The following is a 13,853-nucleotide window of genomic DNA, read 5'->3' on the forward strand; positions in this document are numbered from 1 at the left end:
GGCACCCAGTACCGGGTCACCCTCACCGGCGGTCCCACCGCCATCCGCACCACCACCGACGTCCCGCTGGAGACCACCAGCTGGACCTTCACCACCGCGCCGTGACCACCTGACGGTGCACGAACGACGGCACCGGGCCCGTGCCCTCCGGGGGCGGGCCCGGTGCCGTCCGTGGGGCGCGGGTCCGGACGACTCCGGCCGGTGACCCGGGCAGGCCCCGGCGGGCCCGCTTCAGGCGGGTCCCGGACCAGCCGATAGCCACGCTTGGGCCGCCGTCGCCGGACTCACCGAGCGCCCCACACCACCGGGCTCCCCAGACCACCGAGCTCCCCAGACCACCGAGCTCCCCAGACCACAGTGAGGACCTCACGACATGCACCGACGTACGACTCGACTGGCGGGCCTGGCGCTCGCCCTGGCCCTGGGCCTGACCGGTTGCACCGCGGGATCGGACGACGACCCCGGCGCCGACCCGGTCGCCTCACCGGCGCCGACGGCCGAGCCGGTGATCCCGTCCGAAGGCAGTGCCGGTGCCGCCGGGGCGGTGGACTGGGCCCGCTACGACCCGTCCACGCAGCCGCGGATCGACGCCCTCGCCGCACAAGGTGACTGCACCGGGCTCCACGCGGAGTTCGACCAGGCCCTCGCCGCGGACGCCAGCACCCGCGAGGCCACCGACTCGGGGACGGAGGACCTGCTCAGCTACATCGACGACCGCCTGCGTGAGGCCGGCTGCGAGTGACCTCCCGCGGACGCCGCGGAGGGCGGCCTCGCCCGCTCCCGCGCAGGCCGTGGGTAGGGTCGGAGGGCATGACGGCGTCCGCGGGGACTCGTCCAGCTGGTCCACGGAGGGGATGGCGATGGCGCTGACGGCAGCAGTCGTGGGGCTCGGTTACGTGGGCCTCCCGCTCGCCCAGGCGGCGACCGCCAGCGGTGTCACGGTCCTCGGGCTGGACACCGACCGACGGGTGGTCGGCTCGCTCAACGCGGGACGCTCCCACGTGGACGACCTGTCCGACGACGACGTCGCGCGGATGGTGGTCGGCGGCTTCCGGGCGACGGACGACGCGTCGGTGCTGGGCGAGGCCGACGTCGTCGTGATCTGCGTGCCGACGCCGCTGTCGCCCGACGGCGGACCGGACCTGTCGGCGGTGGAGGCGGCCGCCCGGGTGACCGCCGAGCACGTCACGCCGGGGACCCTGGTCGTCCTCGAGTCGACGACGTACCCGGGGACGACCGAGGACCTCCTGCTTCCCATGTTCACGGCCCGGGGGTTCACGATCGGCGAGGACCTCTTCCTCGCCTTCTCCCCCGAGCGCGTCGACCCCGGCAACCCGACGTACGGCATGACGAACACCCCCAAGGTGGTCGGCGGCGTCACCGACGCCTGCACGCGGCGGGCGAGCAGCTTCTACGGGGGCTTCGTCGACGAGGTCGTCGTCGCTCGGGGGACCAGGGAGGCCGAGACGGCCAAGCTCCTGGAGAACACCTACCGGCACATCAACATCGCGCTGGTCAACGAGATGTCCAAGTTCTGCCACGAGCTGGGCATCGACCTGTGGAACGTCATCGAGTGCGCCAGCAGCAAGCCGTTCGGCTTCCAGGCGTTCCGCCCCGGACCGGGGGTCGGCGGCCACTGCATCCCCATCGACCCCAACTACCTGAGCCACAGGGTGAAGGCGAAGCTCGGGTACCCCTTCCGCTTCGTGGAGCTGGCGCAGGAGATCAACCGGTCGATGCCCGCGTACGTCGTGCGCCGCATCCAGGACGTCCTCAACGACGACGCGAAGCCGTTGCGCGGTTCGCGCGTCCTGCTGCTCGGTGTCACCTACAAGCCGGACATCGCCGACCAGCGGGAGTCCCCGGCCAGCCCGCTGGCGGAGCAGCTCCTCGCTGCCGGCGCGCAGGTCGACTTCCACGACCCGTTCGTGCCGGAGTGGCGGGTCGGCGACCGCGTCCTCTCGCGGGTCGGGGACCTGGACGAGGCGCTGGACGCCAGTGACGTCGCGGTCCTCCTCCAGGCGCACACCGACTACGACGTCCGCGACCTGGAGAGCCGCGCGGCCCGCCTCTTCGACACGCGGGGTGTGACGACCAGCGACGACGTCCACCGCCTGTGACGGCGGCTCGCACCCTCCCGGGTTCCCCGGCTCCGGACCGGTCACGCCTTACGCTGACTGCGTGAGAGGACAGCCGTGCCGGTCTGCCGCCCGCGCAGCCGTCCGCGGAGCCCACGACGTGGGCGACTGGCCGACGGGGCCGGACGTGTACTTCCGCTCCGGGTACGGGCTCGCCTGCGCGGTCGGGGAGGCGGGTGAGTGGGTCGGTCTGTCCGTGCACGAGGACGCGTGGCTCATGCCCCTGGTCGCCCGCCCCGTCGACACCGCGCTGGGGGTCGACGGGGTGCGGGACGCGCAGTCGCCGTACGGCTACTCCGGCGTGTACGCGGACCCGGCGCTGTCCGCCTCGGACCGCCGGGACGCCTGGGAGGCCGCGCTGGACGCCCTGCGCTCGATGGGCGTCGTCAGCCTGTTCCTGCGCCACTCCCCCCTGGTCCCGCAGGACGTCCCGACGCACCTCGGTCGGGCTGTGGTGCGCGACCACCCCACCGTCGCGATGACGCTGTCGGACCCCGACGCCGCGTGGTCCGCGCTGAGCGGACGGGCACGGACCGCGGTCCGCAAGGCGGAGCGGCTGGGGATGCGCGCGGACGTCCGGCGGGCCACCCGCGACGACCTCGCACCCGACGCACCGTTCCGGACCCTCTACGAGGCCACCATGCGGCGCCTGTCGGCCAGGCCCGAGTACGTGTTCGGGGACGCGTACTACGACGCCCTCCTGGACGGCCTCGGCGAGGACCTGTGGCTGGCCGGCGTCGAGCACCCGGCCCGTGGCTGCGTGTCGGCGGCGCTGCTGATGCGTCACGGTCCGCGGCTGCACTACCACCTGTCCGGTTCGGACGCCGAGGGCGCGCGCGGGGGAGCCAACAACCTGATGCTGTGGCACGCCGCCCGCTACTTCGCCGGTGAGGGGGTGGACACCTTCCACCTCGGAGGTGGCGTGTCCGCAGACGACGGCCTCTTCCGTTTCAAGCGGTCCATGGGGACCCGCGTCCTGAGTTTCGAGGCACGGGGCGTCGTCGTCGACGAGGAGCGCTACGTCGACCTCACGAGGCGTCACGCCGCGCGCCTCGGGACGTCGCCGGAGGCCCTGTCGTCGAGCGGCTACTTCCCGGCGTACCGGGCTGGAGGTCCTCGTGCCTGACTCGTTCTACGCCAGGCGACTCAAGCGGCCTCTGGACGTCGTCGGCGCCATCGCCCTGGGGGTCGTGACGTCGCCCCTGCACGTCGCCTGCGCGGCGGCTGTGCTGGCGTCGTCCGGTCGTCCCGTGTACTTCTCCCAGCAGCGCGCGGGACGGGACGGCGAGCCGTTCCGTCTGCACAAGTTCCGCACCATGAAGGTCGGGACGGAGCAGGTCTCGAACAACTTCCCCACGCCGGACATGGTGACGCCCGTGGGCAGGGTCCTGCGGCGCCTGAGCCTCGACGAGATCCCGCAGCTGTACAACATCGCCGTCGGCGACATGAGCTTCGTCGGCCCGAGACCGGCACTCGTCTCCCACGTCGCGCGCTACACGGCCCACCAGCGCCGCAGGCTCACCGTCCGCCCCGGTCTCACCGGCCTGGCGCAGGTCCGGTACCGCAACAACGCCCCGTGGTCGGTGCGCATCGAGAGCGACCTGGAGTACGTCGACGCCGTGTCCGCCCGGCTGGACCTCAAGCTGGTGGTCCTGACCGCCCGGACCGTCCTCTTCGGCACCGGGCAGGTCGTCGGCCAGCAGGCGGCCGACGTGGACGACCTGGCTCCGGCCCCGCCGGCGAGCCCCTGACCTGCTCTGCGGGACGCAGACCCGAGACGAGGAGACACGATGCTCTACGGCCGCACGTTCAGGGGGCGCCCGATCGAGGAGGACGACCAGCCGTTCCTCCAGTCCCTGAGCGCGGACCCCGCGGTGCGCCGCGGCGTCGTGGGCTGGTCCTGGCCGCTCTCCCTGCACGAGCAGCGACGGTGGTTCGAGACCGCCGGGTCGACGGCCGACCGGCGCTGGGTCATCGAGTCGGACGGCGAGCTCGTCGGGATGACCGGGCTCTGGCAGGTCGACTGGCACAACCGCAACGCGGTCACCGGCCTCAAGCTGTCGGCCGGGGGACGCGGGCGCGGCCTCGCGGTCGACGTCGTCATGGCGGTGATGGCGTTCGCCTTCTACGACGTCGGCCTCCACCGGCTGCACGCACCGATCCTCGCCACCAACGCCGCGTCTCTGCGGGTCTACCGCGACAGGTGCGGCTGGGCGCTCGAGGGCACCGCCCGCTCGCACGTGTTCCGCGACGGGGACTTCGTCGACGTCCACCAGCTCGGGATCCTCCGTGAGGACTTCGAGCGCCTGCCCGACGCTGCGACCTACCGGCGTCTGGCCGTCGAGGCAGGGGCCGAGAACGCGCCGTCGCCGACGACGGCTGCGCGGAAGCGCTCGTAGAGACGGTCGCGGTCGAACTCCAGGGCCAGGACGTCGGCGGCTGCGGCTGCTGCGCCCGTGCGCCTCTCGGTCGCCAGGGCGTTCGCCACGACCCGCGCCGCCGCCTCCACGGAGCTGCGGGGGACGCGCCAGCCGGCGCCCGCCTCCACCACGACGTCGGTGAGCCAGCCGCCGTGCGCCATCAGCACGGGGCGCCCGGCGGCCAGGGAGTCGAACACCTTGTTGATCGAGGCCGGCTCGAGGACGGGCAGCTCCAGCACCGAGGACAGCGTCGCGTCGCAGGCCTGCACGTACCGCACCACGTCCTGCTTGGCGACGGGCCCGGGGAGGAGCTCGTCCGCGTCGAGACCCTGCTCGACGGCGAGCCTCCGGCAGGCCTCCCACGTCGCGCCTGACCCGATCAGCACGAAGCGGTAGCCGCGTCCCGCCAGCGCGGCCGCCAGCCGGACGACCCACTCCATGCCGTAGATGTGACCGAACGACCCCGCGTAGACGACGACCCGCTCGTCGTCCGACCAGCCCAGCTCGCGCCGCAGGCCGGCCCTGCGGGCGTCGTCGCAGCCGAACAGCTCCCGGTCAGCGGCGTTCGGGACGACGACCACCTCGGCGCCGGGGTGCCGGTCGAGGACCCCCTCGGCCATGCCCGGGGACAGCGCGACCACGGGCCGGGCCCGCCGGTAGGCCAGGAGCTCCAGCCAGCGAGCCACGACCTTGAGCACGGGGTTGCGCAGGAGGCCGAGCTCGACCGGGACCGTGGGCCAGAGGTCGCGGACCTCCAGGACGAAGCGTGCTCGGCGCACGACGGAGGCCACCATGCCCGGCACGGCCACCGTCAGCGGCGTGCTCGACGCGAGCACGACGTCGGCAGGCAGGCGAACGGCGGCCACGGTCGCCCGGACCATGAACAGCGCGAAGGCCAGGAGCCGGCGCGCGAAACCCATCGAGTTGTCGTAGGTCACCGGCAGCCGCAGCAGCCGCACGCCGTCGACGACGCGGTCCTCGGCCTGCTCGCCCGCTGCGAGCACCGTCACCTGGTGGCCGTCGGCGACGAGGCGGCGGGCGAACTCCCACGACCGTGTCCCCCCGGGCTCGCTGGGCAGGCGGAAGTGCTGGTGGATGTAGGTGATCCTCACTCGGCCTCCTCCGGTTCCCCACGTGCCTGGTGGCCACCCGCCTCGGGTGAGTCTGCCACCGGCGACGTCGCGGGGACGGAGGCGCAGCCGGGTTACCGTCGTGTCGTGAACGTCGTGATCGTGCTGGGCTGGCTCCTGCCGGTCCTGCTGGCTGCGCTCTTCCTGCAGAGACGCCTGCTCGCCCCGGCTCCCTTCTTCGCGGCCTTCTGGCTGGTCGCGGTGTCGGCGCCCCTCCTCCTCGTCCCCGGGGCGTACGTCACGGCGAAGGGGACGGCGTACGTGGCCGCGGCGGTCTCCCTGTGGGTGCTCGGTGCGGCGGCCGCGTCGGCCGCACCGGGCCGACCCAGGTTCGGCCCGGCCCGCCGACCGTCGGGACCCGCCGCCTCCTCGACGCGGCGCGCCCCGCTGGACGGGACCCTCCTCACCCGGCTGGTCGCCGCGGGGACGGCGGCCGGTTTCCTCGCGGCGGTCGTCGCCCTGCGCCGCAACGGCTTCGACCTCGGTGCGGTGCTCTCGGTCGACGCGTTGCTCGCCACGGGCAACGCCATCAGCGTCCGCCGGTACGCCGGCGTCAGCGGCGGCGGTGGTCTGGTGTCCGCTCTCCTCGCCGTGGCCTACGCCGGCTCGCTCGCCGCGCCGTTCCTGCTCAGCTCCGCGCGTCCCCGCCGCCTGCTCGTCGCCGGGCCGTTCGTCTCGGTCCTCGCCTACAGCGCCTTCACCACCGAGCGCCTGGGTCTGCTCCTGTCCGGTTCGTTCATGGTGGGCGGGTACCTGGGGATGCGGCTGCTGAGGGACGGGGACCTGCCGCGCGTGACCGTGAGGCGGGCGCTCGCCGCGGGCGCGAGCGCGCTGGCGATCGCAGCGCTCTTCGTCGCCATCGCGTTCATCCGGGTCGGTGCCACGGACGCCACCGTCCAGCGGGTCGTCCTCGCGAAGGTCGAGGTCTACGCGTTCGGGTACCTGCCCGCGTTCTCGCGCTGGCTCGACGAGTACCACGTGCGCCCCTCGCAGCCGCTGGGGCTCGGCACCGCGAGCGTCGCGGGCGTCGAGTTCCTCACCGGCCAGGAGCGTGACGACACCCGCGCGTACTCCGACCGCGTGGTGATCGACAACCAGGGCAACAGCACGAACGTCTACACGGGCTTCCGCAGCCTGCTGTACGACTTCGGGGAGGCGGGGTCGGCTCTGCTCCTGGTCGTCGCCGGGTTCGCGGCCACCCGTGCCTTCAGGGCGGCGCGGCGCGGTGGCGCGGCCGCGGCAGCGGGGCTCGGGGCCGGCTACGCCGTCGTCCTGCTGTCCCAGACCATCCTCATCACGACGTTCACCAACGTCGTCGCCGGCGTCCTGCTCGGGACGTGGGTCGTCCACCGCTCGGGCCGCCGACGCCAGCAGCTCACCCCCCGCGGCGGCGGCGGGCGGGTCGCTCAGCCCGCGGTCGAGCGGTCCGCAGCGAGCTCGTAGCAGTACCTGACCGCGCGCATCTGGTGCCGCAGGACCTCGCGCGAGCGCCAGACGCCCGTCGACTCGTGACCGGCGTGCCGGACGCGCATGGTGGGCAGGTACCGGGTGCGCAGGCCCAACCTGCGGCACTCCTCCGCCACGAACATCTCCTCGCCGAACAGGAACAGGGGGAAGTCGAGCGTCCCGCCGGCGGAGAAGTAGCGGCTCGAGAAGGCCATGAACGACCCGTGCGCCCCGTAGAGGTCCCCTTCGACATGCTCGGTCGGGGGGCTCGTGCGCCGGCGGCCCACGACGGCCAGCGCGACGGCGAGCCGGGCGGTGGTGACCGTCGAGAACGCGAGCCGCGCCTTGAGGAGCCGTCGACGGGTGGGGCGGTGCAGCCAGTAGGGGTTGCTGTCCCGACCGCTGCGGACGTCGAGGATCCGCGGCGCGACGACCCCGACGTCCGGGTCGTCGACGCCGGCCAGGGCGTCCAGGGCGCCGTCACCGAGCTCGAGGTCCGTGTTGGCCACGACGAACCAGTCCCCGTCGTCCAGGGTGACGCGGTCGAGCGCGTACCGGGCGCCACCGAGGTAGCCCAGGTTCTCCCCGGCCTCCAGGACGCTGACCCGCTCGTCGCGCTCGGCGACCCCTCGCAGGCGGTGCGCCTCGTCGGGGTCCGACGAGTTGTCGACCAGCACCAGGCGCCAGGCCTGGTGGCCCTGGGCGCGCAGTGACTCGACCAGACCGTCCACGGTCGCCGACCCGAAGTAGCTGACGGCGCACAGCCAGATCATGCGGCCCCCTCGGCGACGGTGCCGCGCGGTCGTGGCCCCTGCCCCCGGGCCCCCACCCACCACGCCACGGCGCAGTACGTCACGGCGCCGACCGCGAGGCCCGCAGCAACGCCCCGGGCACCCCACGCGCCGGCCGTGGCCAGCTGGACGGCCAGCGACAGCGCGAGCGAGAGCACGACGATGCCGAGCATCAGGTCGGTCCGTCGCCGGAGCTCCAGCGGCTTGTGCACCAGCAGCGCGAGCTGCCACGTGCCCCCCGCGGCGGCCAGCACCGCGACCAGCACCGGGTCGGCGCGGACACCGGTCAGGACGCCGAGCGCCGCCGGACCGACGACGGCGGACAGGCCGACCACGGCGACGAGGGCGAGCGCGACGCGGACGGTCCAGAGGCGGGCCAGGGCGAGCGCCGCGTCGCGGTCGCCGGCGTTCCACCGCCCCATCACGAGCGGGTGCACGGTCACGATGACCGGGAAGGTCACGATCGCCATGCCGCGGATCAGGACGTCGGCCACGGCGGCGTACTGCCCCACCGCCTCCGGCGACGCGACGGCGCCGAGCACCAGCCGGTCGACGTAGAGCATGCCCGTGGACAGGGCGACCCAGACGCCCACGGGCCACCCGTAGGTCCAGAACTCGCTCGCGACCGCCCGCGAACCGGGCGTCCCCAGGCCCAGACGACCCCGTCGGTACGTGACCGCCACCGCCACGAGCGTCCCCACCAGGTGACCGGCCACGATCTGCGTCGCTCCGGGGACGTCCGACGCCACGTGGAGCACGACCGTCACGCCCAGGGCCACGGCGATGCGAGCCGTCTCCGCCGCGGCGAAGCGCGACGCCTCACCGTGTCGCTGGGCCAGTGCCGTGAGCAGCGCGTACCCCGCGGTGGTCAGGGCGAACAGGCCCGCCACCGCCACGTACGCGACGACCACGCCGGGGCCGCGGTCGACGACCTGCCACCACGCCGCTCCCGCCGCCCCGGTGCCGCAGGCGAGGACGGGCAGGCACCAGGACCACCACGGGACGCCCCGCAGGTCGTGCGTCGACGTCCCCGTGTACCGCAGCAGCGCCTGGCGGAGCCACCCGGTGGCCACGGAGGACAGGAGCGTGGCGACCGCCCAGGTGACGGTGTAGAGCCCGTAGTCGGCGGCGCCGTACAGCCGCAGCCAGACCGGCACGGCGAGGAGCGTCAGCACGGCCGGCAGGAGCTTTCCCACGGCGTACCAGCTGACGGACCCGAGGAAGGACCCGGCGACCGCCCGCGTGGTCGGCGGAGCCTCCTGCCCGGTACCCGGCGGGCTGTCCACGCCACTCACCGGCGGGCCAGGAACGCCTCGACGGCCTCCGTCACCGACCGCAGGTCCCGGTCGGTCAGAGCGGAGCCGCTCGGCAGGGCCAGCCCGGTCGCGAACAGCGTGTCCGACGCGCCGTTCGTGAAGGCCCGGCTGCCCACGAACACCGGTTGCGCGTGCATCGGCTTCCACAGCGGGCGGGACTCGATGTCCGCGTTCGCCAGCGCCTCGGCCAGGGAGGCCCCGTCCCAGCCGGCCTCGGCGGGGTCCACCAGGACGGCGGTCAGCCAGCAGTTGTCCTCGGCGTCCCCGTCCCCCTGGAACACGGTGACGCCCGGGACGTCCGCGAACAGGGCGGTGTACCGCGCCCGGACGGCGCGGCGCCGGGCGACCATCTCGTCGAGGCGGCTGAGCTGGGCCCGGCCCAGGGCGGCGAGCACGTTGCTCAGCCGGTAGTTGTAGCCGACCTCGGAGTGCTCGTAGTGGGCCACCGGCTCACGGGCCTGCGTGCTCAGGTGCCGGACCCGGCGGGCCAGCTGCTCGTCGTCCGTCAGCAGCATCCCGCCGCCGCCGGTCGTCATGATCTTGTTGCCGTTGAAGGACAGCACCGAGGCGCGTCCGAACGCACCCGCCGGCCGGTCGCGGTACGTCGAGCCGAGCGCCTCGGCGGCGTCCTCGAGGACCGGGACGCCGAACCGCTCGCAGAGCGGGAGGATCGCGTCGTAGTCCGCGCAGCGTCCCAGCAGGTCCACCGGGACCACGGCCGCGACGTCCTGGCCCTCCGAGCGCAGCGTGGTCAGGGCCTGCTCCAGCAGGGCGGGGTCGATGTTGCCGGTGCGCGGGTCGCCGTCCACGAACACCGGCGTCGCGCCCGTGTACACGACGGCGTTGGCCGTGGCGGCGAACGTCATCGTGGGGACGACGACGGCGGTCCCGGCTCGGGCCCCGAGCTCGAGCAGCCCGAGGTGCAGTCCGGCGGTGCCGGACGCCAGCCCGACGGCGAACCGCCGCTCGCACCGCTTCGCCAGCTCCTGCTCGAAGGCCTCCAGGTCGGGGCCCACGGGGGCCACCCACCCGGACCGCAGGGCGTCGAGCACGTACTGCTCCTCCACCGGGCCGACGTCCGGTGAGGACAGGAAGATCCGTGACGTCATCAGCCGGAGCCCACGCCGCTGGCCCGTCGGCGCGCCTGGGCCCGCGAGAGCGGCTGCCCCGCCGGCTGCTGCTGGGGCCGTGACGCCGCGACGAGCCAGGCTCGCGCCTGCCCGCCGTCGGCGAACCGCTGCGGGTCCAGGTCGTCACGTCCCAGCCTCAGCGCGGGGACGGGGACGTGGGAGACGAGCGGGTGCTTGGGGCGCTGCGACTGCGGCTCCTCGTCCCCGAAGAGCTCCTCGTGCAGCTTCTCCCCCGCCCGCAGGCCTGTGTACACGATGCCGACGTCCGTGCGGCCGGACCGGTCGATGAGGGTGCGGGCGACCTCGACGATGCTCACCGGCTCACCCATGTCGAGGACCATCGCCTCGCCGTCCGCGCCGATCGCCGCGGCCTGCAGGACGAGCTGGCAGGCCTCGGCGATGGTCATGAAGAACCGGGTCACCTCCGGGTCCGTGACCGTCACCGGCCCGCCGGCGGCGATCTGCTTCTCGAACGCGGTGAGGACCGAGCCGCGGGAGCCGAGCACGTTGCCGAACCGGACGCTCACGTAGCAGCCGGGCGCCTCGTGGGCCATCCCCGCGGTCAGCCGCTCCGCGACCCGCTTGCTCCAGCCGAGCACGCTGGTGGGGTTCGCGGCCTTGTCGGTGGAGATGTTGACGAAGACCGAGACACCCGCGTCGCGGGCGGCCTCCAGCACCGTCTGCGTGCCGAGGACGTTCGTCATCCACGCCTCGAGCGGGTACTGCTCGAGCAGCGGCAGGTGCTTGAGCGCGGCGGCGTGGAACACCACCTCGGGGCGCCGCTCCTGGAAGACGCGGTGCACGGCCCGGGGGTCGCGGATGTCCGCCAGGACGGTGTCCTGCCCGTCGAGCATCGCGCTGCCGCGCAGCGAGAGCTGCACCGCGTGCAGGGCCGACTCGTCCCGGTCGAGCATCACGAGCTCGGCGGGGCCGAAGCGGTCGATCTGGCGGCACAGCTCCGAGCCGATCGAGCCCCCGGCGCCGGTGACCAGGACCCGCCTGCGGGTGATGGAGGAGGCGATGGCGCTCTCCTCCAGCTGGACGGGACGCCGTCCCAGCAGGTCGAACACGTCGACGTCCCGCAGGTCACCCGACCCGACCTGCCGGTGCATCATCTGGTGCAGCGGCGGCAGCACGAGGACCCGCAGGCCCGCGGCCTCGGCGCGGCGGGTCACGTCGCGCATCAGGTCGGACGCCGCGTTGGGGAGGGCGACGACGACGGCCTCGGCGCGGACCCGCTCGGCCACCCGCGCCAGGTCACCGAGGCCCCCACGGACCGCGACGCCGCTGACCTCCAGCCGCCGCTTCGCCGGGTCGTCGTCGAGCAGCGCCCTCGGGACGAACCGGCGGGGCGAGTCGGTCTGCATGTGCCGGATCAGCTGGGTGCCGGCGCTGCCGGCGCCGTAGACCACGACGGGCAGGGCGTCCGGGCTGCTCACGGCGCTCCGCGACGACCAGGCCCGACCCACGAAGCGCAGGGCCAGGCACCCGACGACCGCGGCGGCCCCCGTGGCCAGGGGCACGCTGCGCGGCACGTAGAGGGGGCCGACCACGAGGGTCCAGCCGAAGGCGGCGGCCGTCACGGCGGCGCCGGTCCAGGCCAGCGCCGCGGCCTCCTCGAAGCTCCCGGGCACGAACCGGCCCAGGTAGATGCCGACGACCGCGCCGGACGCCGACTGCAGCGCCGCGACGACGACCGCGAACACGACGACCCCGGACCAGTCGACCGCGGCGACGGAGAAGTCGTACCTCGTCCAGACGGCCAGGCACAGGGCGCCCCACCAGACGGCGAGGTCGAAGGGCAGCCACTTCCAGGAGGACCGGGTGAGGCCCCGCGGCGGCCAGGCCATCACACCCTCCCAGGTCGTCGGTGGAGCCTCACGCACCGCCAGACTAGCGTCGCCGTGCGTGGCGGGCTAACCACGCAGAGCGAAACGCGTCACCCGGTTGTGACAGCATGAGGCCTCACTCGACTGCGGGAGTTGGCTGGTGGAGATCTCTCAGTACCTCCGGGTGCTCCGGGAGCGGTGGCGCTTCGTCGCCCTGCTCACCCTGTTGTCCCTGGGGGGAGCGGCCGCGGCGTCGCTGCTCAGCACGCCCGTGTACCGCGCCAGCACCCAGCTGTTCGTGGCGGCGCAGGCGTCGGGGTCGGCCGCCGACCTGCTGCAGGGCAGCAACTTCACCCAGCAGCGCGTGACGTCCTACCGGGACGTCGTGACCAGCACCCGGGTGCTCGCCCCCGTCATCGACGAGCTGGACCTCGACGTCACGACCGACGAGCTGGCTCGCGTCGTCACCGCCACCACGCCGCCGGACTCCGTCCTCATCACGGTGACCGTGGCCGACGAGTCACCCGAGGACGCCGCCCGGGTCGCCAACGCGGTCGGCGCCTCGTTCACCGCCGTGGTCGCCGAGCTGGAGCAGCCGTCCGCCGAGGGCGGCTCCCCCGTCCGCATCTCCACCATCGAGCCCGCCACGGCACCCGAGCGGCCGGCGTCGCCGAACGTCCCCCGCAACCTGGGCCTCGGGCTCGTCCTGGGGCTCGTCCTGGGCGTCGGCGCGGCCCTGCTGCGGGAGACCCTGGACACCAGCGTCGTGGACGAGGACGACGTCTCGGCGCTGACCGAGGCCAGCGTGCTCGGGGGCATCGCGTTCGACCCGGACGTCCCGAAGCGGCCGCTCGTCGTCCAGGGCGACCCCGGCGAGATCCGCTCGGAGGCGTTCCGGCAGATCCGGACCAACCTGCAGTTCATCGACGCGGCCGACCACCCGCGGGCCATCGTCGTCACGTCGTCGATCCCCGGCGAGGGCAAGACGAGCACGGCGGTGAACCTGGCGATCACCATGGCCGCCGCGGGCAGCAGGATCTGCCTGGTGGAGGGCGACCTGCGCCGGCCCAAGGTCTCCGACTACATGGGGATGGAACGGGCCGCCGGCCTGACCACCGTGCTGATCGGGCAGGCCGACCTCGCCGACGTGCTGCAGCCGTGGGGTGACGGCAACCTGCAGGTCCTGGCCGCGGGCCAGCTGCCGCCGAACCCCAGCGAGCTGCTCGGGTCGGCGGCGATGGAGCGGCTCATCGGCCAGCTCACCGCGTCCTTCGACGTCGTCCTCATCGACGCGCCCCCGCTGCTGCCCGTCACCGACGCGGCCGTGCTCAGCAAGCTGGCCGACGGGGCGCTGCTCATCGTGGGCTCGCAGCGCATCCACCGGGACCAGCTGACCCGGGCGCTGTCCCATCTCGAGAACGTGGACGCGCGGCTCCTCGGCGTCGTCCTGAACCTGCTGCCGGCCAAGCGGCGCGCCGCCGGCTACTACTACGGCTACGCCGGCGAGTACCGCAGCAGCACCCCCGCGGTCGACGGCGCCGGCACCCCGGGTCGCCACCTCGCGGACCGACTGGGCCTGTCCGGCTCCCGGGACCGGGGGTGAGGGACGTGAGCCCGCGGCGCTGGAGGCGGCTCGACGTGGTGATCGTCGTC

At 73.9% G+C, this 13,853-nt stretch carries 12 protein-coding genes; 7 read left to right on the forward strand and 5 right to left on the reverse strand.

Going from position 1 to position 13,853, the window contains the following annotated elements; all coding sequences use genetic code 11:
* Nucleotides 1-373: 373 nt before the first annotated feature.
* From ACYVQV_RS08195 to ACYVQV_RS08215, 5 genes are all read left to right on the forward strand, one after another.
* The gene (locus tag ACYVQV_RS08195) at nucleotides 374-742 is read left to right on the forward strand and encodes a hypothetical protein (RefSeq protein WP_461022792.1); all 369 of its coding nucleotides are present in this window, start codon (nucleotides 374-376) and stop codon (nucleotides 740-742) included.
* Nucleotides 743-860: 118 nt separating this feature from the next.
* On the forward strand, nucleotides 861-2,120 hold the full coding sequence (locus ACYVQV_RS08200) for a nucleotide sugar dehydrogenase (RefSeq protein ID WP_461022793.1): 1,260 nt from the start codon (nucleotides 861-863) through the stop codon (nucleotides 2,118-2,120).
* Nucleotides 2,121-2,181: 61 nt separating this feature from the next.
* Nucleotides 2,182-3,264 carry a GNAT family N-acetyltransferase gene (locus tag ACYVQV_RS08205; RefSeq protein ID WP_461022794.1) on the forward strand — a complete coding sequence of 361 codons (1,083 nt, stop codon included), beginning with the start codon at nucleotides 2,182-2,184 and terminating at the stop codon, nucleotides 3,262-3,264.
* Nucleotides 3,257-3,889, forward strand: a complete 633-nt coding sequence (locus ACYVQV_RS08210) for a sugar transferase (RefSeq protein WP_461022795.1) — start codon at nucleotides 3,257-3,259, stop codon at nucleotides 3,887-3,889. Before ACYVQV_RS08205 ends, ACYVQV_RS08210 begins: the two co-directional genes overlap by 8 nt.
* A 39-nt stretch (nucleotides 3,890-3,928) precedes the next feature.
* On the forward strand, nucleotides 3,929-4,537 hold the full coding sequence (locus tag ACYVQV_RS08215; RefSeq protein ID WP_461022796.1) for a GNAT family N-acetyltransferase: 609 nt from the start codon (nucleotides 3,929-3,931) through the stop codon (nucleotides 4,535-4,537).
* On the opposite strand, the gene ACYVQV_RS08220 is transcribed toward ACYVQV_RS08215, so the two are convergent.
* On the reverse strand, nucleotides 4,462-5,670 hold the full coding sequence (locus ACYVQV_RS08220) for a glycosyltransferase family 4 protein (RefSeq protein WP_461022797.1): 1,209 nt from the start codon (nucleotides 5,668-5,670) through the stop codon (nucleotides 4,462-4,464). The genes ACYVQV_RS08215 and ACYVQV_RS08220 overlap by 76 nt on opposite strands.
* 105 nt (nucleotides 5,671-5,775) lie before the next feature.
* Between ACYVQV_RS08220 and ACYVQV_RS08225 the strand changes: the two genes are divergently transcribed.
* Nucleotides 5,776-7,131 (forward strand): O-antigen polymerase, encoded by a 1,356-nt coding sequence (locus ACYVQV_RS08225; RefSeq protein WP_461022798.1) that lies wholly within the window; start codon nucleotides 5,776-5,778, stop codon nucleotides 7,129-7,131.
* Here the strand turns inward: ACYVQV_RS08225 and ACYVQV_RS08230 are convergent.
* The 4 genes from ACYVQV_RS08230 to ACYVQV_RS08245 are packed head-to-tail and all read right to left on the reverse strand — an operon-like array spanning nucleotide 7,095 to nucleotide 12,221.
* Nucleotides 7,095-7,907 carry a glycosyltransferase gene (locus tag ACYVQV_RS08230; RefSeq protein ID WP_461022799.1) on the reverse strand — a complete coding sequence of 271 codons (813 nt, stop codon included), beginning with the start codon at nucleotides 7,905-7,907 and terminating at the stop codon, nucleotides 7,095-7,097. The genes ACYVQV_RS08225 and ACYVQV_RS08230 overlap by 37 nt on opposite strands.
* Complete coding sequence (locus ACYVQV_RS08235; RefSeq protein ID WP_461022800.1) at nucleotides 7,904-9,220, reverse strand: lipopolysaccharide biosynthesis protein; 1,317 nt, start codon at nucleotides 9,218-9,220, stop codon at nucleotides 7,904-7,906. The genes ACYVQV_RS08230 and ACYVQV_RS08235 overlap by 4 nt, the downstream gene beginning before the upstream one ends.
* A complete protein-coding gene (locus ACYVQV_RS08240; RefSeq protein ID WP_461022801.1) occupies nucleotides 9,217-10,350 on the reverse strand; it encodes a DegT/DnrJ/EryC1/StrS family aminotransferase in 1,134 nt (377 codons plus the stop codon). Before ACYVQV_RS08240 ends, ACYVQV_RS08235 begins: the two co-directional genes overlap by 4 nt.
* On the reverse strand, nucleotides 10,350-12,221 hold the full coding sequence (locus ACYVQV_RS08245; RefSeq protein ID WP_461022802.1) for a polysaccharide biosynthesis protein: 1,872 nt from the start codon (nucleotides 12,219-12,221) through the stop codon (nucleotides 10,350-10,352). The genes ACYVQV_RS08240 and ACYVQV_RS08245 overlap by 1 nt, the downstream gene beginning before the upstream one ends.
* A gap of 139 nt (nucleotides 12,222-12,360) precedes the next feature.
* On the opposite strand from ACYVQV_RS08245, the gene ACYVQV_RS08250 reads away from it, so the two are divergent.
* Nucleotides 12,361-13,803: a tyrosine-protein kinase domain-containing protein gene (locus ACYVQV_RS08250; RefSeq protein ID WP_461022803.1), complete on the forward strand. Its 1,443-nt coding sequence runs from the start codon at nucleotides 12,361-12,363 to the stop codon at nucleotides 13,801-13,803.
* Nucleotides 13,804-13,853: the final 50 nt, after the last annotated feature.

It is taken from the genome of Thalassiella azotivora, assembly GCF_054781695.1.